Origin of the sequence: Bradyrhizobium sp. CW1 (assembly GCF_023100665.1) — a bacterium.
GTDB classification, from domain to species: domain Bacteria; phylum Pseudomonadota; class Alphaproteobacteria; order Rhizobiales; family Xanthobacteraceae; genus Bradyrhizobium; species Bradyrhizobium canariense_D.
On sequence record NZ_CP064684.1, the window covers coordinates 1344286 to 1364896 of the forward strand.

The 20611-nt window shown below is 61.9% G+C and carries 22 protein-coding genes and 1 pseudogene; 13 read left to right on the plus strand and 10 right to left on the minus strand.

Annotation, left to right across the window (positions count from 1 at the left end):
- Window positions 1-26 precede the first annotated feature (26 nt).
- Window positions 27-1154, plus strand: a complete 1128-nt coding sequence (locus IVB54_RS06455; RefSeq protein WP_026232576.1) for a threonine synthase — start codon at window positions 27-29, stop codon at window positions 1152-1154.
- Between the two features lie 104 nt (window positions 1155-1258).
- Window positions 1259-2065 carry a class I SAM-dependent methyltransferase gene (locus IVB54_RS06460; RefSeq protein WP_018453695.1) on the plus strand — a complete coding sequence of 269 codons (807 nt, stop codon included), beginning with the start codon at window positions 1259-1261 and terminating at the stop codon, window positions 2063-2065.
- A 37-nt stretch (window positions 2066-2102) separates the two neighbouring features.
- Here the strand turns inward: IVB54_RS06460 and IVB54_RS06465 are convergent, their stop codons facing one another.
- Both IVB54_RS06465 and IVB54_RS06470 read right to left on the minus strand, forming a co-directional pair.
- Window positions 2103-2918, minus strand: coding sequence for a DUF2927 domain-containing protein (locus IVB54_RS06465; RefSeq protein ID WP_018453696.1), 816 nt, complete (start codon window positions 2916-2918; stop codon window positions 2103-2105).
- A 68-nt stretch (window positions 2919-2986) separates the two neighbouring features.
- Window positions 2987-3565: a L,D-transpeptidase gene (locus IVB54_RS06470; protein WP_007596474.1), complete on the minus strand. Its 579-nt coding sequence runs from the start codon at window positions 3563-3565 to the stop codon at window positions 2987-2989.
- A 266-nt stretch (window positions 3566-3831) separates the two neighbouring features.
- Here IVB54_RS06470 and IVB54_RS06475 point away from each other — a divergent pair, with 266 nt between their 5' ends.
- On the plus strand, window positions 3832-5379 hold the full coding sequence (locus IVB54_RS06475) for an acetolactate synthase large subunit (protein ID WP_085349553.1): 1548 nt from the start codon (window positions 3832-3834) through the stop codon (window positions 5377-5379).
- A gap of 36 nt (window positions 5380-5415) precedes the next feature.
- Window positions 5416-5934, plus strand: a complete 519-nt coding sequence (locus IVB54_RS06480) for a hypothetical protein (RefSeq protein WP_018453698.1) — start codon at window positions 5416-5418, stop codon at window positions 5932-5934.
- A 44-nt stretch (window positions 5935-5978) separates the two neighbouring features.
- Here IVB54_RS06480 and IVB54_RS06485 read toward each other — a convergent pair whose 3' ends face one another.
- From IVB54_RS06485 to IVB54_RS06510, 6 genes are all read right to left on the minus strand, one after another.
- The gene (locus tag IVB54_RS06485; protein ID WP_247361033.1) at window positions 5979-6416 is read right to left on the minus strand and encodes a hypothetical protein; all 438 of its coding nucleotides are present in this window, start codon (window positions 6414-6416) and stop codon (window positions 5979-5981) included.
- A 151-nt stretch (window positions 6417-6567) separates the two neighbouring features.
- Window positions 6568-8169: a hypothetical protein gene (locus IVB54_RS06490; protein ID WP_018453700.1), complete on the minus strand. Its 1602-nt coding sequence runs from the start codon at window positions 8167-8169 to the stop codon at window positions 6568-6570.
- A gap of 262 nt (window positions 8170-8431) precedes the next feature.
- Window positions 8432-9076, minus strand: a complete 645-nt coding sequence (locus tag IVB54_RS06495) for a hypothetical protein (RefSeq protein WP_247777105.1) — start codon at window positions 9074-9076, stop codon at window positions 8432-8434.
- A 14-nt stretch (window positions 9077-9090) separates the two neighbouring features.
- Complete coding sequence (locus IVB54_RS06500) at window positions 9091-9435, minus strand: peroxidase family protein (RefSeq protein WP_247777106.1); 345 nt, start codon at window positions 9433-9435, stop codon at window positions 9091-9093.
- Window positions 9435-9965 carry a hypothetical protein gene (locus tag IVB54_RS06505; protein WP_245288372.1) on the minus strand — a complete coding sequence of 177 codons (531 nt, stop codon included), beginning with the start codon at window positions 9963-9965 and terminating at the stop codon, window positions 9435-9437. Before IVB54_RS06505 ends, IVB54_RS06500 begins: the two co-directional genes overlap by 1 nt.
- A gap of 324 nt (window positions 9966-10289) precedes the next feature.
- Entirely contained in the window at window positions 10290-10523 is a 234-nt protein-coding gene (locus tag IVB54_RS06510) for a DUF3551 domain-containing protein (protein ID WP_007596464.1), read from the minus strand.
- 254 nt (window positions 10524-10777) lie between these two features.
- Between IVB54_RS06510 and IVB54_RS06515 the strand changes: the two genes are divergently transcribed.
- From IVB54_RS06515 to IVB54_RS06535, 5 genes are all read left to right on the plus strand, one after another.
- On the plus strand, window positions 10778-11116 hold the full coding sequence (locus tag IVB54_RS06515; protein ID WP_018453701.1) for a hypothetical protein: 339 nt from the start codon (window positions 10778-10780) through the stop codon (window positions 11114-11116).
- A 149-nt stretch (window positions 11117-11265) separates the two neighbouring features.
- Window positions 11266-11781 carry a hypothetical protein gene (locus IVB54_RS06520; RefSeq protein WP_018453702.1) on the plus strand — a complete coding sequence of 172 codons (516 nt, stop codon included), beginning with the start codon at window positions 11266-11268 and terminating at the stop codon, window positions 11779-11781.
- 91 nt (window positions 11782-11872) lie between these two features.
- Window positions 11873-12355, plus strand: a complete 483-nt coding sequence (gene greA, locus IVB54_RS06525) for a transcription elongation factor GreA (protein ID WP_026232577.1) — start codon at window positions 11873-11875, stop codon at window positions 12353-12355.
- 54 nt (window positions 12356-12409) lie between these two features.
- Window positions 12410-13087, plus strand: coding sequence for a hypothetical protein (locus IVB54_RS06530; RefSeq protein WP_247296109.1), 678 nt, complete (start codon window positions 12410-12412; stop codon window positions 13085-13087).
- Between the two features lie 531 nt (window positions 13088-13618).
- Entirely contained in the window at window positions 13619-14977 is a 1359-nt protein-coding gene (locus IVB54_RS06535; protein WP_026232579.1) for an integrase arm-type DNA-binding domain-containing protein, read from the plus strand.
- On the opposite strand, the gene IVB54_RS06540 is transcribed toward IVB54_RS06535, so the two are convergent.
- Window positions 14922-15248 carry a hypothetical protein gene (locus IVB54_RS06540; protein WP_083926328.1) on the minus strand — a complete coding sequence of 109 codons (327 nt, stop codon included), beginning with the start codon at window positions 15246-15248 and terminating at the stop codon, window positions 14922-14924. The two genes, IVB54_RS06535 and IVB54_RS06540, sit on opposite strands and share 56 nt — an antisense overlap.
- 825 nt (window positions 15249-16073) lie before the next feature.
- Between IVB54_RS06540 and IVB54_RS06545 the strand changes: the two genes are divergently transcribed.
- The 4 genes from IVB54_RS06545 to IVB54_RS06560 all read left to right on the plus strand — a co-directional run bounded on the left by IVB54_RS06545 (window position 16074) and on the right by IVB54_RS06560 (window position 20128).
- Window positions 16074-16385, plus strand: a complete 312-nt coding sequence (locus IVB54_RS06545) for a helix-turn-helix transcriptional regulator (RefSeq protein ID WP_026232580.1) — start codon at window positions 16074-16076, stop codon at window positions 16383-16385.
- Window positions 16378-17622: a type II toxin-antitoxin system HipA family toxin gene (locus IVB54_RS06550; protein WP_247371612.1), complete on the plus strand. Its 1245-nt coding sequence runs from the start codon at window positions 16378-16380 to the stop codon at window positions 17620-17622. The genes IVB54_RS06545 and IVB54_RS06550 overlap by 8 nt, the downstream gene beginning before the upstream one ends.
- 65 nt (window positions 17623-17687) lie before the next feature.
- On the plus strand, window positions 17688-18971 hold the full coding sequence (locus IVB54_RS06555) for an FAD-binding oxidoreductase (protein WP_026232581.1): 1284 nt from the start codon (window positions 17688-17690) through the stop codon (window positions 18969-18971).
- A 797-nt stretch (window positions 18972-19768) separates the two neighbouring features.
- Window positions 19769-20128: a hypothetical protein gene (locus IVB54_RS06560; RefSeq protein ID WP_083926331.1), complete on the plus strand. Its 360-nt coding sequence runs from the start codon at window positions 19769-19771 to the stop codon at window positions 20126-20128.
- A gap of 154 nt (window positions 20129-20282) precedes the next feature.
- Here the strand turns inward: IVB54_RS06560 and IVB54_RS06565 are convergent.
- Window positions 20283-20497: pseudogene (locus IVB54_RS06565) on the minus strand (cold shock domain-containing protein).
- Window positions 20498-20611: the final 114 nt, after the last annotated feature.

Sequence of the window (20611 nt, forward strand, 5' to 3'; positions counted from 1 at the left end):
CCGCATCGCCTTCCTTGGAGACCGCCATGCCCGCCCCCGCCTACATCGACCCCCGCAACGGTAAGCTCTATCCGCTGGACCAGCCGCGCTGGTGCTCGGACGAGCGCACGCCGCTGCTGGTGACGCCCGGGGCAGGGATGTCGCGGGAGGAGATCGAGCCGCGCACGCGTTCGCTCTGGCGCTACCGGGCGGCGCTGCCGGTCGAGATCAAGACTCCGATCACGCTCGGCGAAGGCTGCACGCCACTGGTGCAGCAGGCCTGGGGCGAGCTGCGCCCGTTCTTCAAGCTCGAATGGTTCAACCCGACCGGCAGTTTCAAGGACCGGGGCTCCGCCGTGATGCTGTCCTTCCTTCGGCAGATCGGCGTCGACGCCATTCTGGAGGACTCGTCCGGCAATGGCGGCTCGTCGATGGCGGGTCTCGGCGCCGCCGGCGGCATGCGCGTGAAGATTCTCGCGCCGGCCTCGACATCGCCGGCCAAGATCGCGCAGGTCCGCGCCTATGGCGCGGCGGTGCAGCTGGTCGAGGGCCCGCGCGAGGAATCGGAGGCCGAGGCAATCCGGCAGTCGAGCCAGACCTTCTATGCCAGCCACAATTGGCAACCGTTCTTCCTCGAAGGCACCAAGTCGCTCGCCTATGAGATATGGGAGGACCTCGGCTTCCGCGTCCCCGACAACGTCATCGTGCCCGTCGGCGCCGGCAGCAGCCTTTTGGGTTGCGCCCTTGGTTTCCGTGAGCTGTTGAAAGCCGGCCAGATCACCAGGCTGCCGCGCCTGTTCGCGGCGCAGCCGCTCAACTGCTCGCCGATCGATGCAAGCTTCAAGGCCGGCGTCGACACCCCTGTCGCGCGCGAGGTGAACAAGACCATCGCCGAAGGCACCGCGATCAAGCATCCGCTGCGCCTGCGCGAGATCATCGGCGCGTTGCGCGAGAGCGGTGGCGGCACTGTCGCGCTGACCGAGGACGAGATCGTCGCCGCGCTGCGGCGTCTTGCGCGGCAGGGCCTGTTCGCCGAGCCGACCAGCGCAAGTGCTGCCGCCGCGCTGGAGAAACTATCCGTCACCGGTAGCATCAAGGCGACCGAGACCACGGTCGCGGTCCTCACCGGCACCGGCCTCAAGGCCGCGACCATCGTTGCCGATCTCGTGCAATAGGACCGCCAGGGAGGCGAAGCCGTCGCCGTCATGGGCTTGCGTTGAACCTTTGGCATCCGTCGTCAGCCTCATGAAAAACTGACATTGAGCGAAGGGAGAGTTCCATGGCCGACCAAGACCCGTTTGCTGGTTTCAAGGCAGTCCAGAAGGAAGCCTGGTCGCTGTTCACGCCGATGGAAGTGTTCACCACGCCCTCGGCCGCCAAGCTCGTGAGCTTCGCCGGGGTCGCGACCGGCCAAATGCTGCTCGACGTCGGATGCGGCACCGGCGTTGCCGCGATCACGGCGGCGCGCCGCGGTGCGAAGGTCAGGGGTCTCGACCTGTCGCCGGTCCTGCTCGAGCGCGCCCGCGAGCACGCGCAGCTGGCGAATCTCGATGTCGACTTCGCCGAAGGCGACGCCGAAAGCCTGCCCTATGGCGACAACGAGTTCGACGTGGTGCTCAGCCAGTTCGGCCACATGTTCGCGCCGCGTCCCAAGGTCGCCATCGGCGAGATGCTGCGCGTGCTGAAGCCCGGCGGCACCATCGCCTTCTCCACCTGGCCGCCGCATCTCTATGTCGGCCGGATGTTCGCGCTGATCGGCCGCCATCTGCCGCCGCCCGAGGGCGTGGCCTCACCGGTGTCGTGGGGCGATCCGAAGATCGTCGCCGAACGTCTCGCAGGGAAAGCGAAGGATATCACCTTCGAGATGGACATCATGACGCCGTCCGCACTCAGCCCGCAGCATTTCCGCCGCACCATGGAAACGACGATCGGGCCTTTGATCAAGCTCGTCGCCCAGTACAAGGACGAGCCGGACAGGCTGCGGAGTTTTCGCAGCGAGTTCGAGGCGCTGATCTCCGAATATTACGACGGAAGCAACAACGTGATGCGCCAGCAATTTTTGATGTCGAAGGCGAAGAAGGCGTAAAGCCGCGCCACGGTGCTTTCCTTCTCCCCTTGCGATCTCACTCCTTCAGATCGTTCACGCGCCTTACCCAAATGCGTACATCGGTGAGCACGTCGGGCAGCGCCGCCTTGACCTCAGCCACGGTCATGCCGGCCTTGATGCGGGGATCGTAGAGCAGGTTGAGGATGTACTGGTCATAGACGTCGAAATAGCCCATCGAGACGTTGTCGTTGAACATGGTCCAGGGCACGCTGGCGGTGTCGTTGATCGGGCCGAGCGATTGCAGCAGCTCCTCATAGGCGCAGTCGAGGAAGGTGAAATCGCCGTTGTCGACGGTGAGGATGACGTCGGAATGCTCGATCTCGAAATTGTCGTTCTTGCGGAAGCCGGACAGGCATTGCGGATCGAGCGAGGTGCGGATCTCGCGGGCCTTCTCCGCACCGTAGAAGCTCGAGATGGTGCGGAACAGATCGCGGTCGCGCACGAGCTTCACGCGCACATTCGCCGCTTCGCTGGAGTCGATCATGGCGATGTCGAGATGCTGCACGCGCTTGCCGATGTCGGCTACGACTTTCGCGAGCTGCGCCTTGCGGTCGGCGCGATCGCTCTCGGCGAACACGCGCACCGGTCCGTCGAACTTGCGGATGCGATCGACACGGCCGGCAAGGTGGTATTCGGCGCCGAACGCCGTCTTCAGAAAGCCGTCGACGATCTCGCCGTCGGTAAAGCTCTTCTTCTCGGCGCGCTGGCGCGAAGCGATCGCGGGCAATTCGCCCGCGACGGCGATGGTAGCGGTGTCAGGCGCGAACGCGACGGTGGCGAGCGCCAGCAGCACGATGCGAAAGCCGGACGGAGACGGGGCCAATGCGCTCATTGCCAGGCGACGCTGCCGTATTCGGAACCGACGCACAAGGCCGCATATCCACGCGCCGCCGATTCTTGCTAGTTGTTCAGCACGACCACCGTGGTGCCGACCCCGACGCGGCCGTAGAGGTCGGTGACGTCGTCATTGGTCATGCGGAAGCAGCCCGAGGACACCGCCTGGCCGATCGTCTCCGGCTCGTTGGAGCCGTGGATGCGATAGAGTGTCGAGCCCAGATACATCGCGCGCGCACCGAGCGGATTTTCGACGCCGCCCTTCATGTGACGCGGCAGGTCCGGCCGGCGCGCCAGCATCTGTGACGGCGGCGTCCAGTCCGGCCATTCCTTCTTGGCGGTGATCCGGTGCACGCCGCCCCAGCGGAAGCCGTCGCGGCCGACACCGATGCCGTAGCGCAGGGCCTGGCCGTTCTGGAGCACCAGATAGAGCCGGCGCTCCGAGGTGTTCACCACGATCGTGCCCGGGGCGTAGTTGCCGTTATACATGACGGTGGTGCGGGGAACTGGGCTCGAGCCGCCGCGGAAGAAATTCGGGCCGCCGCCCATGATGTCGCGCGAGTCGAACTCCTCGGCGAAGGCGCCGCCGGCGGTCGCCGACAGCAGTGCGATGGCGGCAATCGGCGCGGCAAAATACCGGATCATTGTTCCCCCAGCAAAAAATCGATTCAACTGAAGTTACAGGCCATATTTGCGGGCTTTCCGCAAGCCACGGCCTCGTGAGACGGGGCATCCTTAACGGTTGGCGTTACCAAACCGGCAACCGCGCCAATTTGCCGGAAAGTATTAGCCAAACCAGCGCATCGCCGCGCGGGGCAGGGCGGCGACGCCGGCTATTGCTTTGACGAGACGAGCGAACAATGATTGATCGGATGGATTGTTGGAACATTGCCGGTTGCGGGAGCTGACGGATGAACGGTGCGGAAAGTCTGGTGCGGACGATGGTCAAGGGCGGGGTCGACGTCTGCTTCTCCAACCCCGGCACCTCCGAGATGCATTTTGTCGCAGCGCTCGACCGCGTGCCCGGCATGCGTTGCGTGCTCGGCCTGTTCGAAGGCGTGGTGACCGGCGCCGCCGACGGCTATTTCCGCATGAAGGGCACGCCGGCCTCGACGCTGCTGCATCTCGGCCCCGGTCTTGCCAACGGCCTTGCCAATCTGCACAACGCCAAGAAGGCGAATTCCGGCATCGTCAACATCGTCGGCCAGCACGCCGTCTACCACATCGACTACAACGCGCCGCTGACCTCCGACATCGAGGGCCTGGCCCGGCCGATGTCGTCCTGGGTCCGCACTTCGCCGGACTCCAAATCGGTCGCCGCCGACGGTGCCGCGGCGATCGCCGCCGCCAAGAGCGCGCCGCCGCAGATCGCGACCCTGATCCTGCCCGCCGACACCGCCTGGAACGAAGCGGACGGCATCGCCGAGGTTCCGGCCGAGCAGCAGCGCGCGAGCTATTCGCCGCAGGCGGTCGAGCAGGCCGCAAAGATCCTGCACGGCGACGGCGAGGGCACGCTGCTGCTGATGACCGGCAGTGCGCTGAGCGAGCAGGGCCTGGCGCTGGCCGAGCGCATCGCCGCCAAGACCGGTTGCACCGTGATGGGCCCGACCTTCCGTCCCAGGATGGCGCGCGGCCGCGGCCGCTTCTCGATCGACCGCATCCATTACGTGATCGACAACGCGCTGCAGATGCTGGCCAGGTTCCGCCATATCGTGCTGGTCGAGTCCGACGATCCCGTGGCGTTCTTTGCCTATCCGAACAAGCCGAGCATCCTCAAGCCCGAGGGCTGCGAGGTGCATCGCATGACCTCCTGGGGGGAGAATTCGGTCGCTGCACTGGAAGCGCTCGCCGGCGCGGTGAAGGCCAGCGCGAAGGACGTCAAGCCGCAGGCCGCGGCTGAGCTGCTCAAGCCGACCGGCGCACTGACCCACGCCTCGATCGCGCAATCGATCGCCTATGCGATTCCGGAGAACGCGATCCTGGTCGACGAATCCCTCACCACCGGCCGCGCCTTCTTCCCGCCGACAGCGGCGGCTGCTCCGCACGACTGGCTCCAGAACATGGGCGGCTCGATCGGCTTCTCGACGCCGCTCTCGATCGGTGCCGCGATCGCCTGCCCGGACCGCAAGGTGATCTGCATGGTCGGCGACGGCAGCGCGATGTACACGATCCAGTCGCTGTGGACGCAGGCGAGAGAAAACCTCAACATCGTCACCATCGTGTTCGCCAACCGCATCTACCAGATCCTGCGCGGCGAGTTCGACAATGTCGGCGCCGGCGAGCCCGGACAGCGCGCCAACGACATGCTGCGGCTCGACCGGCCGACGCTGGATTTCGTGGCACTGGCCAAGGGCATGGGCGTGCCCGGCCGCGCCGTCACCAACGCGGACGAGTTCAACAAGGCGCTGGCCGAGGCCGTCGCCGAGCCCGGACCGCGGCTGATCGAAGTCCAGATGTAGGGCACCGCATCAGGAGCGCCGAGGGCCGGGGGCAAGATGCAGACCGAGCTGAACAAGGTGATCGCGGCACTCCGGGACTTCTACGCACACGAAACATTCCTGTTCGAGAAGGACATCGGCGAGCGTGCCATCACGCACCGCTTCGCCGTGCATCTGGAGAAGCAGTTCTGCGGCTGGTCGGTCGATTGCAACTACGACCGGCTAGGCGAGCGTACGCTGCATCTGCCGCACGGCACCATCATCTCGACCGACGATCATCTGGGCAAGTCGATCTACCCTGACGTCGTGGTGCATCAGCGCGAGATCCCGAACAATTTGCTCACCATGGAGATCCGCAAGGCCAGCAATCACACCGCGCTCGACCACGACCAGCACAAGCTGATGGCGTTGACCGATGCGCATGTCTGGTTCGCCTTTTGGATCGGCGTGCTGCTGGTGCTGGACAAGGACAACGTGACGATCTCGGAAGTCTATGTCAGCGGCGTCCTCGATCAGCCGCTGTCGCGCTGGTTCGCCACGCGGCTGGAGGAGGTCGGCCTCGGGATGGCGCGTTAAGGCGTGTGCCGAATTGTCGCCTTTAATTCAGCTATTCCCTTGAGTCATAGCCCAAGCGCGATCTCGGCCCATTTCAGCATGCGGTCGCTATTGAGGAACGCCAGCACCGCCGGCTCGAGCGACGCGGTGGCGCCCGGTGCGAGCAAAGCCGTCGCGGCCACCATGTCGCAGCGTTGATTGAAGGCGAGTGAGAGCGCGGCCTTGGCGTTCCCCTCGACGCGATATGCCCGGCTGCGGCCGCGCATTGGACCGACAAGGATCTCTCGGCCGGCGGCCGTCGGCGTTGCCTTCCCAATCAGCGCCAGGTCGCCCATCTGCTCGAGGTCGCCGTCATCGGCAATGCCGGTGGCGCAATTGCAAAAGCCGAGCTTGGCGCGAACGTAGAGCTGGACTTCGCCGCCGCAATCCGCGGCCTTGCAGCGGAACGCTTTTCCTTTCCCCCAGGGATCCGCACCGAAAGGCCAGTCGATTTCCGTCCACACTGGGCGAACCTCGCCGGAGGTCGCTGTTGCGCGTGCCGGTTCACCGGATCGCAATATCCAGAGCGCTGTGGCTGAGCAGAACAGTGCGATGGCTGCGCTGGTTGCAACGAGCTTGCTTGTCAGGCGCATGGAAGTTGCCGCGACATCTTTGCTAATTCTGAGCCATCAACTTTCGTGCGGCCGCGAGGTCCTCTCGCGATGAGTCGCCATTTCTCGCGGTTTCGACGACTTTCGCGTAGTACTGGCGGGCCTTCACAGGATCCCCCGCTTTCTCGGCCGCGTGAGCGGCGCCGATCGTCGCGCCAAATCGGTTCGGCTCCTTGCGCATGGTGCTTTCGAACGCGACCAATGCCTCCGTCGCCATGCCGCGTTCGAGCAGCATGGTCCCGTAAAGCTCGCGTGCGGGGGCAAGTGGACCCGGCGTCACGATGGATTTTTCGGTCTTGTCTTCGGCATCGGCGGCAAGGCGCATCGCTTCCAACGCATCCGCCTGCTTCCCCAGGGCGTTGAGCTGCCAGGCTGTAGCGACCTGCCGCTGAATGTCCACGATTTCGGCCCAATAGGCGTCCTTGTCCTGCTGCAGCTTGTCCCGCAACTCCGCCAGCTTGGCGATGTCCGCCGTTGCCGCGTCTGCATTGCCGGAGCGCGCGGCGCCAAGGGCGCGGGCGAAATAGGTGATCGCATCGACATAGGCAAACCGGCTCGGCTCGACCTTCAGCGCGGCGGCGCCCTGCCAATCACCGCGCTCGACCATATAGCGCGCTTGGCTGGCTGCTATCGCGTAGGGACCGGCGCGGACAGCCGGCACATAGCCAGTGGTCGCAATCATGTCCGCGATGACCTCGCTGGCTCGGCTGTCCTGCGCAAGCTGGAGCAGCGCGTAGACCATATAATCGTCGGCATGCAGCTGCTCGCTGGGGTCTTTGCCCTCCTTGGCAGCCTTCGCGGAACGGCTATTGGCGTCGATGGATTCGTTCCAGTAGCCGACGCGCGTGAAGATGTGCGACGGCATATGCAAGGCGTGCGGTGCCGCCGGCGCGATCTCGGAATAACGCTTAGCAGCGTCGAGTCCTTGCTCTGCGATCGCCGGATAGTCATAGAGATGGATCAGGTAATGTGCGACGCCGGGATGCCGCGGCTGGCGCTTGAAGATCGGCTCCAGGATAGCGGCGCCCTTGAGCTGGTTGGCATAGGACTTGTCGTTTGGTGACGCCGTGACGTTCAGCGTAATGGCGTAGGCGATCTGCGCCTCGTCATCATCGGGATAGCGCGCGGCGACGGCTTCGGTTGCCCTGAGATAGGCCTGCGCACGCTGTCCAAACGTCGTCTTTTCGTCGCCCGAATAGAAGGCCAGCAGCGCATCGATATAGTCGCGTTCGCGTTCGCTCTTGGCGCCGAGTGCCTTCGCCTTCTGCAGCGCGGCGAGCCCTCCGGTGAGGTTTTCCTTCGGCGCGGCAAAATGCGGATTGTACAGCAGGCTCAGCGCAATGCCCCAATAGGCGATCGCGCATTCCGGATCGGCCTGCAGCGTCTCCTCGAAAATTTCCTTTGCGGGCCGGTACCAGAACGAGTGCTGATAACGCATCCCGCGATCAAAGCGGCGCTGCGCCACCTCGTTGCAGGAAGTCTGGAAGTGCACCTTGCCAAATTGCTCATCGGCCCCGTCTTCCGCGCGTGCGGCGGGCGTGCCGGAAATCGAGCCTAAGGTAGCGAGGGCGAGAAGAGAGACGGTTCTCAAGGCGAGCGCGCGCATCGGCCCCTCCGTTTCTGTTCAGAATAAATCTGGTCAGATGGCGCCGATAAAACCGAGGGCGCCGAAGTTCGTACTGCTGAGATCGGCAATGGCAATTGCGTTGTTGAAGGATTTCTCCATTCGCGATGCGAGTCAACAGGAAGCGGACGGATTTGCGTTAGGGAAGCACGCCTGCCAGGATCCATCCGCCCGCGCGTCGAGGCGAGTGGGTCACAAGGCCGCTCGCACGACGAGCGGCCTTGCATCATCGACCGTCATCCCCTCAATGCAGCGGATCGCCCTGGCCGAGCGCGTAGGCGACGAGGTCCTTCAGCGCGAAGCTGGAGCCGGTCACCGGCGTCCATTGCGGGTCGAGCGACAGCACGGAGGAATTATCTCCGAACATCATGCCGAGGAAGACTTCGGCGACGATGCGACCGCCCACCGGTCCGAGCTGCGGTGTCTTGACCGTGGCGGGCCCACCAGTCGCGGAGATTGGCACGTCGGTCATGTTTTGCCGCGCCTCGGCCAGGATGTAAGCCCACAGCGGACAGTTGCCGGCGAACGCGCCGTTCGCGATGCTCGCGATCTTGACTTGCGGATCGCCCGTCCCGGGCTCGTCGACGGCCTTGCCGATGATGATCTCGTCGTCGCTCAGCGGCGTCAGGTTCATCGCCCTGGCGACGGCCTGGCCCGACGGCAGTCCGAGCCGCCAGCTGCGCTCGAGATTGCGCAGCGCCAGCGACGCCGGATTGGACGCGACTTCCGGCGGCAGCTTGCGCAGCGGGTCCACCAGCGAGGCATCGATGCGATAGGCAAACTGCAGCCGCCTCTTGTTGTCGGGATTGGTGTCGACGTCCTCGACCCCGTAGGGGCGCGTGTCGAGATCGATGAAGCGGCCCCAGTCCATGGCGCGTCCCGGTCCCATGGCGCGGAAGCCGGTCAGTGCGTTGTGGTCGGGTTGTTGGGATCGGGGAAGATCTGCAGCAGCATGTTGGCCGCGTCGTTCAGCCGGTATCCAGGGCGGATCATGGAGTGCCCGAGCCGGTAGGCCGCGACCGAGAACTCGACCGGCATGAACGGATAGGTCTTCCAATGGTAGTAAGCGAGCTTGCTGCGATCGTAGTGACCCGCGGTCTTCAGCTGGTCCAGCACGCTGGCGTGGACGATGCGCGGCAGGAAGTCGTTCAGCACCACATACTGATAGTGGAATCGAACGCGCTGCTGCACGTCTTCGAACGACAGGCTGTCATTGTCGTCGACCATGCGGTTGTGAAAGCGCAGCATCAAGGCCTGGAATTGCGAGACGATGCTGTTCTCGTCGTTGCGGGGTCGCCGATCAGCGCGCGGCCCTTGAAGCGCGGCAAATCGACCGCATCGGGCACGCCCGCGCCGGTGACCTTTTCGCCGAGGCGGAACTTGATGCCGTCATACATGTAGGGCTGGTCGTTCGGACCGCGGCCGTAGACATTGTCCATGTCGAGCGACGGCGTGCGGAAATCGACGAGACCGTCGGGGTCCTGCTGCTTGGTCAGCGAGCTGACCGGATCGAAGGTGATGTCGTGGTCGATGAACTGGCCGAAATAAGTGTAGAGCGAGGGAATGCCGCTCTCTTCCGCGTCCGGTCCGTCCTTCGGCCCGTCGAAGCCGGCGACCATCTTGTCGGCGAGCGCCGACAGGTTTGCGATCGTGTTGGAATCGTTCGGGCCGAATTTGGCCGGTGCGAGCTTGCGGAACATGCGGCCGAAGCGGCCTTGCGAAAGCGGCGAACGCGTTGCGTTCAGACCGCGCGGAACAATTGCGTGGCGGCTGCTCATTGAAACACCTTCCTGAAAAGTCGAATGGAAAGATCGGGCTAAGGTTTCTCGCGCTGGAGTTTGCAGCCTAGGCGCGATCACGCCTGCCACGAGCGAGATGGATCACAATTGCCCGGTATCGAAATTTTCGGAAGGTGCGCCTTGGCCCGCAAGCCACGGCTGCGCATCGTGAATTTCTCGGTGCTGATGACGGATAACATTCTCGTCATCGACGGACGCAAGCGGCTTCGCACAGTTTCAATTCGCCGGCACGTCGGCGAAGCGGGTCGTCTTCACGCAAAAATTGTGGCGGCGCGCGCGTCATACGCGCACGCCGCCAATTCGTCAGTAGTCGCGCTGCTGCGAGAACGCGTAGCGCGGGTTGATGCCGCAATAGGACGACGTGCCGGAGGCGGTAGCGAGGCACTGCTGATAGCTGGCGAACTGGCAATTGCCGGGATAGCCCCACGAGCGGCCCTGGATGCAATATCGATCGTTCGCAGGATGTGCCTGGGCTGCCGGGGATGCTACGGCGAGCAGGGCCGCGAGCGATGCGAGAGTGAGGATCGTGCGACGCATGTCAGTCTCCTTCGAGAGCGAGTGGGTGGGAATGTCAGCGAGCCTGGCTCGTCTGTTGCGCAGTCATGCCTGTATTGGTGTCGCCAGAATGCTTTGCGTTCGCGACAAGGCGCATCATGACGCAGCCTGCTGCCGGCAATGTGATCTCGGCCACAGTTCACCATGGGGTTCGAGCCCATCGTGAACGGACTTGCACGCGTCGATCCCGCAGAAATACGCTTGCCTTATTCGGATCAGGTATTTTGGAGGTTCTAATGCAGAAATCATACTTGCTGGCTGCGACAGCAGCGCTGGCGCTTCTCATGCAGACACCGCTCGCGTTGGCGCAGGGCGCACCAGCCGCCGCCGGAACCGCGGCGCCTGCGGCGACAACCGCCGCGCCGGCAGCGACGCCGGCAGCGCCGGGCGCAACCAACGACACCTCCAGCCAGCCGACCGACTCCAAGAAGAGTGCGTCGAAGAAGCCGGCGAAGAAGAAGATGACGCGGCAGCAGGAGATCGATCACTCGGTCGACAGCGGCACGGTGCCCGCGCGCTACCGCAGCTCGGTGCCGAAGCAATACCAACAATACATTCCGTTCGATAAGCAGTGACGGATCGCACGGCAGCGCGGCGTGATCGGGCATCGCCCCGCCAATGCCATCACGTGAAATAGGATCTTGGCCGGACGGAATCCGGCCATACATCCCCAGTGGCGGTCCGCGCGAGCGGTGCTAGAGTAGGTCGAAGCCTGGGGGGAGTAATGAGTGACGACGTGAAGGATGCTGGCCTCGTGGCCATGATCAGCAGCATCCTGGGAGGCAACAGGCGCGCCGCAGAAAGCATTGCGCCGCCGCCGCTCATCGAGGTTCCGCCGCCGACCGCGCCGACGAACGGATTTGAGCTGGTCGAGCCGCCCGCCGCCGATACGCCGCCGGCCAACCTCGAGGGCAAGCCCGAAACAAATTCCGAGAACGCGCCCGATGCGGCGCTGGCCCCCGCGAAGCCAGTCGAGCCGCCAGCGAAGATCGCCACGACACCTGATGGCAAGCAGTTGCTGCCTGCTGAAGCGATCGCCGATCTCGTCCTGGGTGAGTTGCGCAAGCTCGAGAATTTTCCGGCGACCGGCGCCTCCGTCACGGTCTACGGCTACAGGCACTGGAACGCGATGATCACCTTCGCGCCGTTCTCGACCACGTTCCGGGATGCCACGCGGTTCCGGCAGGCCATGCCGGACATCGTTTTCAAGCTGCGCCGTTTCGTCGTACTTGAGATATGATCCGGGATGATCGCCAGCTTCTGCCCGCCGCGATTGCTTGCGGCGCGAAGGCGCGGGCCGTGAGCCCGAACAGTTCGACAGGATTTTCGACTTGAGCGTTGCCTTTACCAAGGAAGAGAGCGCGGAAACCGCCGCCGAGACGCTGTTGCCGGATCGGCCGATCTCGCCGCATCCAAACCTCGTGACGGAAGCAGGCTTGCAGGCATTGCAAAAGCAGCTTCAGGACGCGCGCGAGGCCTATGAAGCCGCGCAAGCCATCGAGGACGTCAACGAAAAGCGCCGGCAGTCGGCGGTGCCCTTGCGTGACGCCCGCTATCTCACCGAACGGCTGCGCACGGCGCAGGTCATTCCCGCCCCGGCCTCGACCGATGTCGTCGCCTTCGGCAGCACGGTGACCTTCAGCCGCGCCGATGGCCGCGTGCAAACCTATCGCATCGTCGGCGAGGACGAAGCCGATCCCAAGGCCGGCACGATCTCATTCGTGGCACCGGTGGCGAAGTCGTTGATGGGGAAGGCGGTCGGGGATGTCGTGGGGTCCGGTGCGCAGGAGATCGAGATTTTGTCGATTGGGTAGGGGGCGTTTATCGATGGTTTCCGCTGTGTCCGCGCAACAAGGCGCGATAGCTGGATGAGGCGGTTTCTATCGGGAGCATTGCCGTTTTACGCGCTGGCCGGGTTGGCCATGTGCATGTACCTCGTCCTGTACAGGACAAACCTCTTCGACCTGAACGCCATCGTCCAGGATGCGACCGGTTCGGCGTGGTTTCCGGCTTTCATATTCGTCTGCGTGCTGCTGGAGGCGGTCTTCCCGTATTTTGGCTATTTCCCCGGAACCGCTCTCATCTTGATGTCCGTGGCGCTCAATCCGAAGCCCGCGGACGTCTCCGTTTTCATCGTGGCATGGCTGGCCATCATCCTGGGCGCCGTCCTGAGTTACGGACAGGCTCGTTTTTTCAGACCGCTGTTGCAGCGAGTTGCCTCAAAGGCGGCACTGAACCGGTGTGAGTCCCTCCTCGACGCCTACGGTCCTTACGCGCGCATTGCGCTGTTCGTTCATCCTAACGCCTGCGCGATGTATTTCACGGCACTCGGACTCCTCGGCCGCAAGCTGACGCGCGAGCTCGCCTATCTCGGCGTGGGTGCAGCAGCCTCCGTGGGCATTCTGTTCGTCGTGGTGACCAGACTTGTGTCGTCCGTAGGCACCACGGACGATGGAGAATTGCAGCTGCTGCTGGCCGCAGCGCTGGTTATTATCGGCACCCTGGTCGGTTTGTACGCAGCCTGGCGACCGGCGCGGGTTGCGTGAAGCTTGATGCGATCGCGCTTCAGGTCCCCGCGATGATGCCATCATGCCGGTGTTTTGCCCGACGAGTCAAATTCTATTTCGGAAAAGTCGCAATCCCGTAACTCATTGATCCGACTGAGGTCGGCTACTGTGCATGGGGTTGTTTTCGCTGTTTTTGATTTGGACGGGTGAAGACAGCCGCCGAGCGTCGGTTATCTTCCGCAGCAAATTATGGTTCAGGAAGGTGAATGGTGGGCGCACAAGGGATCGAACCTTGGACCTCTCCCGTGTGAACCACAACTGGTGGACTGTAGCCAACCTAATCCAGCCATAGTTTTGTTGCAAAAGTCCTTGTAAGGTAAGGACTTGTGGCCATATTGGACCATCCGTGGCCTCGGTTGGCCTTACCACATGTTGTATGTCCCTGCTGTGCCCTTCAGAGGATTTCCCTTAGGGCACATTAACTGGGAACGCGAAGGCAATGGCTTGTGGTCCATTTCTTCTAGGATCGCCGCGACCCGTCTCAGGGCGCAAGGAGCGAGAGCACAAACGATGGAAAAGAGTAAAGAATCTCTCAGAGCTGAAGGAACGACGAACTACCTGAGACTCACTGACGCGGCCATCCGTGCGGCGACGCTGCCGCCGGGCAAATCGCAGCACTATCTGCACGACACAGAGCAGCCGGGGCTCGCGATCAGGATGCGCGCGACGGGTGGCAGGACCTGGGTCTTCATGTTCACAAAGCCTGGGACGAAAGGCACCCAACGCAAGACGCTGGGTGCATGGCCCAAATTCAATGAGAAGGCCGCGCGCAGGGCCGCCACCGTCGTCGCTGGGGAGGTGGTCATTGGGATCGATCCCAATGAGGGCAAGCGCGAGGCGAAGCGGCAAGCGCTGGCCGAGCGGCAGTGCACGACACTGGCGACCTTGATCGTTGAAGATGGCCCCTACGAAATGTCCCTGACCGGGCGCCAGGTCGTCAACTGGAAACCGGCTATGTCGGCACTCCGACGCGGTCTGAAAGATCATTTCGACCTCGCCATCGCCGAGCTCACGCGACGGCAAATCATGGCGGCGGTGGACAGGATCGGCAAGACCGGCAAGCGCGGCGCAGCAAAGGACTTGCGCAAGCACACGCACACGTTCCTCGAATGGTGCGTCGGCGAAGGCTACGTCGAGCACAACGTGCTCGCCGGCTATCGCGTGCCCAAGGAGACGCGCGCGCAGCGGGTCGGGCGCCGAACGAAGGGCCGGGCGCTGCCCGACGAGGAGATCATCAAAGTCTGGCACGCATCCGGCAAGCTTGGGACGTTTGGGCTATTGACACGAATGTGCCTACTTGGCGGCCCGCGCCGCAGCGAGCCAGCCATGATCGAGTGGCAAAATCACGTCATGGATGACCGCATCACTTTCGAGGCAGCATGGACCAAGATGGGCGTTTACCACGACGTGCCGCGTACCCACCTCGTTGACGAGGTGCTTACGGCCGCAAAACATTTCCAGCGTGCGACGTCGGACTATGTCTTCCCGTCACCGAAGACCGGCGGCCAGATATCGGGCTTCACAAACTTGGTCGACCGCCTGGTCAAGGAAGCAGGTGTCGCCAAGTTCACAATGCATGACTTAAGGCGCAGCTTGCGAACCATCATGTCACGCTGCGGCTATGACAACGAAATCCAGCGGTTGTGTGTCGGGCAAAAGCCGCGCGGGATCGATCAGGTCTACAATCACGACGAACAGTGGATCATCCGCAAGATGGCGTTCGAAGCTGCTCATGACTACATCGCGGAGTTGGTCGGCGCTAAACGGGGAGGCAAGGTCGTGCGCCTGCAGCGGACGAATCCGCTCGATCCCATCAAGGCCGAATTGCTTGGCCGTCTTCGCGAGCATTATGCGGCTGCGACGACTTAGTTGTCTCATCGCGTCCGGCCAGATAGTCGCGCACCGCATCAACTCGGTAAAGCGGGCGGCCATCGATGTAGCGCCATTTCAGCGGGTGGTTCGGATTGCGCCGCCATAGCTCCAGGGCTCCAGGCGTGCGCCGGATCACGGCGGCCGTTTCTAATGCCGTTAAGTTTGAGCTGCCCGGCAGCGAATCGATATCGAACGTCGCGGGCGGCGGCATGCCGCGATTCTTCCGAGGTCGCTTCATGGTGCGGAGCGTCTCCTTCAAGTGGCCCATCGTCAACTCTCACGATTGAAGCGAGCGAGGCTCTTGTGTATTCGCCTGGTCGCTTCTTGGGCGGGGACGTCAAGAGAATCAACGCAGTCGTCGAACTTTCCCTGTCGAGTGCCGCCGATTTGACCATCATGCTCCGGTTGATGTTGCATAGGAACACGTTAATTGCGCGTCGTAGGATTGGATATCAACGCGAATAGAAGAAAAGTTGCTGGTACTAGCCGAGACCACTCCGCTCGCATTGCGGCCCTGCGAGTGGCCACGTCAGCGGCCCGGTCACGCCCGCAGGCTATTGGCCGTCGTGGGAAGCATGTCGAAGAATGAAAAACGAATTGATAGGTAGTTCGAGCTTCGTAGCTACATCGAGGCGGGCCGGCGGACATCGGAATTGATTTGGCAATACGGACTTGCTTGGCGCCAAAGGCGCCTCACGGAAACGACTCGGCACGACGCCACTAGGACGGCGCGTCATGGAAGAACTTCGATGATCCATCTACCGACCGCTTTCAACTGGCGTTCCATAAAAGCGACGCACCGCGTTCCAGGATCCGGTTCGTTCGCTGGCGGCCATTCCTATGCGCCCAATGCACGCGAGCGCCATGGGAATCTGTGTCAACCTGGCGATAAGATCTGGCTCCTTCATCGCGTCAGGCGCATTAGCCCCAAGGGCCATTCTGGCAGCAGGGTCAACAGTTCAGACGACATTGCCGCTGGAACAAGATATGTTTAAGCATCATTGTCGATAAGAAGATCTGTTTACGTTTCGCTTGACTGCGATGTGTGATCTGTTTACATATCATTTCGGTGTTAATGATCCGAGAACATATCATGGCTTCGGCTCCAAACCCGCTGCTCGAGGAACTTGGCCTACACTTTCGCAGAGCGCGAAGGGCTGCTGGCCTCTCTCAGGAGCAAGTCGCCCTCCGGGCGAACATTAGCAGGCCCCGCTATCGCGACATTGAAACGGGTGCCGCTGCAGCGCGCGCAACGACACTCGTCAACGTTGCTCGCGCCCTTGGCATGGAAATGATGCTGATTCCGCAAGCGATGGTACCGGCTATTCAATCAATGCTGCAGCCAGCTACGGGCGATGATGACCATCCTGCGTTCACGTCAGATGTTGAGGAGGAGCATGAATAAGCCTGTCCTCGCGGCTGAACGTATCCAATCGCTCGACATCTCATTAAACGATCTTGCCGTCGGCACGCTCGTGCGAACGCCGGGCGACTACAGCGCATTCAATCTCTTGCCCGCGTATAGGAGCTTGAACGACCCTCCGATCTTCAGCCTGTCGCTTCGCTCGGCGGATGGCAGCCTCCGCCGGGATCCCAAACCCATACGCGGCGCGCTGCCGCCGTTCTTCGCGAACTTGCTGCCCGAAGAGAAACTGCGCGAAGCAATGGAAAAGCACCACGCAGCGTCAGTAAGACCTGGAAACGACTTCGATCTCTTGGCAGCACTGGGGACAAATCTACCGGGAGCGGTACGAGCGTTGCCGAGCGACGGCGTTCCCGTTCCGGCCGGGCCAGAATCAGAAGGCAAGAAGAAGGCGCGCTTTTCGCTCGCCGGTGTCCAGATGAAGCTCTCCGTCATCAAAAATACCGGAAAAGAAGGGGGGATCACGCTCGCCGTCGACGATGAGCAAGGGCAGTACATCGCGAAATTTCCCTCCCTCACCCACATTGGGCTTTCGGAAAACGAATTCGCGATCCTAGCCTTAGCGGAAGCGCTAGGGATGGAAGTGCCTGCACGTGAGCTCGTCGAAAAGACGGATTTCGCCAGCATTCCGGAAGAGTTTAACACCATGTCCACGGGCAAAGTGCTTCTTGTCCGTCGCTTCGATCGCGGTGGCGATGCAGCGCGCGTGCATATGGAGGACTTTGCACAGGTCTTCGGCCGCTATCCGTCCGAGAAATATACCGGTGCGGCGTATCACAATATCGCGGCCGCGCTGAACAGCGGTGTCTCGTTCGATTCCGCGATCGAATTTGTCCGTCGTCTTGCGCTCACCGCGATCACGGGCAATGGCGACATGCATCTCAAGAATTGGTCGTTACTGTATCCTGGAGACGGACGGAGGCCTACGTTGGCGCCAATCTACGACGTGCTCTCAACAATTTCGTATATCCCGAAAGATGGTCTAGCATTGAGCCTTGCGGGCGAAAAGTCATTCAAGCCCCTGACTCCAGAGCGCTGGCGCAATTTCGCGAACCGCAGCCGTCTTCCAGAGGGGGCAGTGGTGACGGCTGTAGCTGAGACCGCGGCGGCCGTGCGCGACAAGTGGTCAGTTCTTCCAGAACGCGACGTCGTGCCTGGGCAGGTTCTCGAACGGATCGATGCACATATCGACGAAATGGTATCCATCCTTGACCCTTAGGCGCGGCACTGATTGCAGCGCCACCTGGGCTGATCAAGAAGCAAGAATAGTAGGAGGATTTCTGGATGCGAAACAATTCAGCATCACATGGATTGTGGGCTCTCACCGCGCCATCGGCGCCAGACACTGTTCCCCTCGCCAGTGACACCGCAGCGGATGTGATCGTGATTGGCGCTGGATATACCGGGCTGTCGTCTGCACTTCATCTCGCCGAAGGAGGGGCGCGCGTCGCGGTGTTGGAGGCGTCCGAAATTGGGTTCGGCGGTTCGGGCCGGAACGTCGGTCTGGTTAACGCGGGCATGTGGGTGATGCCTGACACCCTTCCGGATACGCTCGGCGCCCCCTTCGGCGAACGGTTGATTGAACAACTCGGCCGTGGACCGCAAAAGGTGTTCGACCTCATCCAAAAGCATGGCATCGAATGTGAAGTGGAACGTGCCGGTACCCTGCATTGTGCCGTCGGACGTAAGGGCTTGCAAGAGATCGAGGCCCGCGCCGAACAGTGGCAGAAGCGTGGCGCCCCTGTCGTAGTGCTAAATGCAGAGGAGACACGCAGGAAAGTGGGCGGTGGCGAATACAGCGGGGCGCTGCTCGATAAGCGCGCCGGGACGATACAGCCGCTGGCCTATGTGCACGGTCTAGCGAGAGCCGCGCTTGCAGCGGGCGCCAGGATATTCACACAGAGCGAGGCTGTTACTGCGCAACACAACGGCCTGCGCTGGAGGATTAGCACAGAAAGCGGATCGGTAGATGCGGAATGGGTGATCGTTGCGACGGATGCCTATGGTAAAGGACTTTGGTCGCAGGTACGGCGGGAGCAGATCCATCTGCCCTACTTCAACTTTGCTACAGGTTCTCTGCCGGATGGTCTGAGGAAGTCGATCCTGCCTGAACGGCAGGGAGCGTGGGACACTCGAGAGGTCCTCTCTTCATTTCGCTTGGATCGCTCCGGGCGCCTCGTGTTTGGCAGTGTTGGTGCCCTTGAGGGTATTGGCGCATCCGTTCACCGGGCATGGGCTCAGAGATCGTTGCGCAAGCTGTTTCCGGGACTTCAGGATGTCGAGTTTGAAACCGGCTGGTTCGGCATGATTGGAATGACCTCGAACAACCTGCCGCGCTTTCACGAGCTCGACCGCAACGTCGTTGCTTTCAGCGGTTATAACGGTCGCGGCATCGCACCTGGCACAGTCTTTGGCAGTGTGTTGGCTTCGTACGTTCTGGGGCAGATCGCGGAGAACGATCTTCCGCTGCCGGTCACTGCCGTTGAACGGCAACGCTTTCGTGCCGCGCGGGAAGCCTTCTACATCGCGGGGTCCCAACTTGTTCACCTAATGGAGACCCGGTTCTGATTACCCAAGCGAGTTCGCCAAGTATGGGACTGTCATCCGCATGCTCATGACTCAACTTCGCGCTCTGACGGCCATTGACCTCGATCTGTTGCTACGAGGCGAGCGATTTTTGTGTTCTGTACGTTCGGTCGAGCTTCACACGGAATTCTAAACGCTGGCGACGGCCTCTCTTTGGCGGCGGTATAGACCGTGCTGTCATCGGAGGGACGGGTGCTAAACTCGTCCGAACTTCGCATAAAACGAGGAAATCATGTCGCGTTATTTCTCCGTCCCAGAGGTAGATGCCGGCCTCAACTATCCGAGGTTGATGGATGCCTTAAGCGGCGCGGCGGAGAAGCGATGCCGGTGCGGCAGAGCTATAATGTTGGTACCGCTGCAAGCCCAGGTCGTCTCCTGACAATGCCGGCTTGGGAGCGGGGCAAGGCACTCGGCGCGAAGCTGGTGACCGTGTTAAGAGCGGGGCATGCGGTCTCCCGCCTTTTCCTCGCTTTACATGCTGTTCGACGGCAACCGGTCGGCCGCGCGCAATGATCGATGGCGAAACACTCACTAATCGGCGTAGGGCCGCCGCCTCCGCGCTCGCATGACGACATCTCTCACGCCCCGACAGCCGCACGCTGCTGCTGATTGTAACCGGCCGGCTCGCCTCCTATTTGGCCGTTGCCCATCGCGCAGTTAGGCCGATTGAAGCCGTGCTGGTCTCGGGGCGCAATGCGCAACGTGTCTAAGCTCGCGGACACACTTGAGCATCAGGTCTCAAGGCCAAACCGGCTGCTGATCAGACGGACGCTCTCTCGTTGGCGGACATCGTTAGCTGCGCCACCACGTCACGTGAGCCGCTGATCGTAGGCCAGCACCTCAGGCCAGGAACACATCTCGATCTCGTCGGCGCATTCACACCAGAAATGCGTGAGACCGACGACGATGCTGTTTGCCGCAGCCGCGTGTTCGTAGATACTATGCGTGCCCTCAAAGAAGCCGGTGATCTGCTCCAGCCGATTGCGGGTGGCCGGTGGGACGCCTCAATGATTTGTGGGGATCTTCATGAGTTAACCAATGGTTTGAAGTCTGGCCGCCTTTCGCAGCAAGAGATCACTCTCTTCAAGTCTGTTGGGGCCGCAACCGAAGATCTTGTGGCTGCGAATCTTCTTGCCTGAGAAATACAATGGTTTTGAAAAAAACGAGATCGCGTATTGACACTGATGTGCGCCTTCAGGCGAGGTTGCCGACTCTGAAGTGTTTCGCCGAAGTCAGATCGAGGCATGTAAGCGCGAAGAATGCTGACACCCTAGGCGAATCACTGTTGACGCGTCACGTAGCTGATAGCGCGAATGATCCTGTACGCAGATTTTCTGCGGATACCTTGCCTGAGCTGCCAGTCTTGATCTCTAACCTGATCAAGGCCCCCTCTGCAAGATCGGTATAGCCGGCCTTCTCGACCGCCCTGTGTGCACGAAAACGTCGGCTCCGCCATTAATCCAGCTTGATAAAACTATAGCCTGGGTCGCGTTAAACCACTTTGCGATGCCAGTCGTCACTAAGTATCTCTAATTCCAAATGAGGGCGATCTACCTAATGCTAGAGAGGGATCAAGTCCGTACTCGTTGCCAACGTGCGATCTTGTCGCCGCGCAATGAACC

Bases quoted from the DNA above. Each gene is read 5' to 3' on its own strand.
- IVB54_RS06550 (WP_247371612.1), top strand. From the start codon at position 16,378: ATGAATAAGCCTGTCCTCGCGGCTGAACGTATCCAATCGCTCGACATC.
- IVB54_RS06470 (WP_007596474.1), bottom strand. From the start codon at position 3,565: ATGATCCGGTATTTTGCCGCGCCGATTGCCGCCATCGCACTGCTGTCG.
- IVB54_RS06460 (WP_018453695.1), top strand. From the start codon at position 1,259: ATGGCCGACCAAGACCCGTTTGCTGGTTTCAAGGCAGTCCAGAAGGAA.
- IVB54_RS06465 (WP_018453696.1), bottom strand. From the start codon at position 2,918: ATGAGCGCATTGGCCCCGTCTCCGTCCGGCTTTCGCATCGTGCTGCTG.
- IVB54_RS06520 (WP_018453702.1), top strand. From the start codon at position 11,266: ATGAGTGACGACGTGAAGGATGCTGGCCTCGTGGCCATGATCAGCAGC.
- IVB54_RS06505 (WP_245288372.1), bottom strand. From the start codon at position 9,965: ATGAGCAGCCGCCACGCAATTGTTCCGCGCGGTCTGAACGCAACGCGT.
- IVB54_RS06500 (WP_247777106.1), bottom strand. From the start codon at position 9,435: ATGCTGCGCTTTCACAACCGCATGGTCGACGACAATGACAGCCTGTCG.
- IVB54_RS06515 (WP_018453701.1), top strand. From the start codon at position 10,778: ATGCAGAAATCATACTTGCTGGCTGCGACAGCAGCGCTGGCGCTTCTC.
- IVB54_RS06535 (WP_026232579.1), top strand. From the start codon at position 13,619: ATGGAAAAGAGTAAAGAATCTCTCAGAGCTGAAGGAACGACGAACTAC.
- IVB54_RS06545 (WP_026232580.1), top strand. From the start codon at position 16,074: ATGGCTTCGGCTCCAAACCCGCTGCTCGAGGAACTTGGCCTACACTTT.
- IVB54_RS06510 (WP_007596464.1), bottom strand. From the start codon at position 10,523: ATGCGTCGCACGATCCTCACTCTCGCATCGCTCGCGGCCCTGCTCGCC.
- IVB54_RS06480 (WP_018453698.1), top strand. From the start codon at position 5,416: ATGCAGACCGAGCTGAACAAGGTGATCGCGGCACTCCGGGACTTCTAC.
- IVB54_RS06530 (WP_247296109.1), top strand. From the start codon at position 12,410: ATGAGGCGGTTTCTATCGGGAGCATTGCCGTTTTACGCGCTGGCCGGG.
- IVB54_RS06490 (WP_018453700.1), bottom strand. From the start codon at position 8,169: ATGCGCGCGCTCGCCTTGAGAACCGTCTCTCTTCTCGCCCTCGCTACC.
- IVB54_RS06455 (WP_026232576.1), top strand. From the start codon at position 27: ATGCCCGCCCCCGCCTACATCGACCCCCGCAACGGTAAGCTCTATCCG.
- IVB54_RS06555 (WP_026232581.1), top strand. From the start codon at position 17,688: ATGCGAAACAATTCAGCATCACATGGATTGTGGGCTCTCACCGCGCCA.
- IVB54_RS06475 (WP_085349553.1), top strand. From the start codon at position 3,832: ATGAACGGTGCGGAAAGTCTGGTGCGGACGATGGTCAAGGGCGGGGTC.
- IVB54_RS06540 (WP_083926328.1), bottom strand. From the start codon at position 15,248: ATGGGCCACTTGAAGGAGACGCTCCGCACCATGAAGCGACCTCGGAAG.
- IVB54_RS06495 (WP_247777105.1), bottom strand. From the start codon at position 9,076: ATGGGACCGGGACGCGCCATGGACTGGGGCCGCTTCATCGATCTCGAC.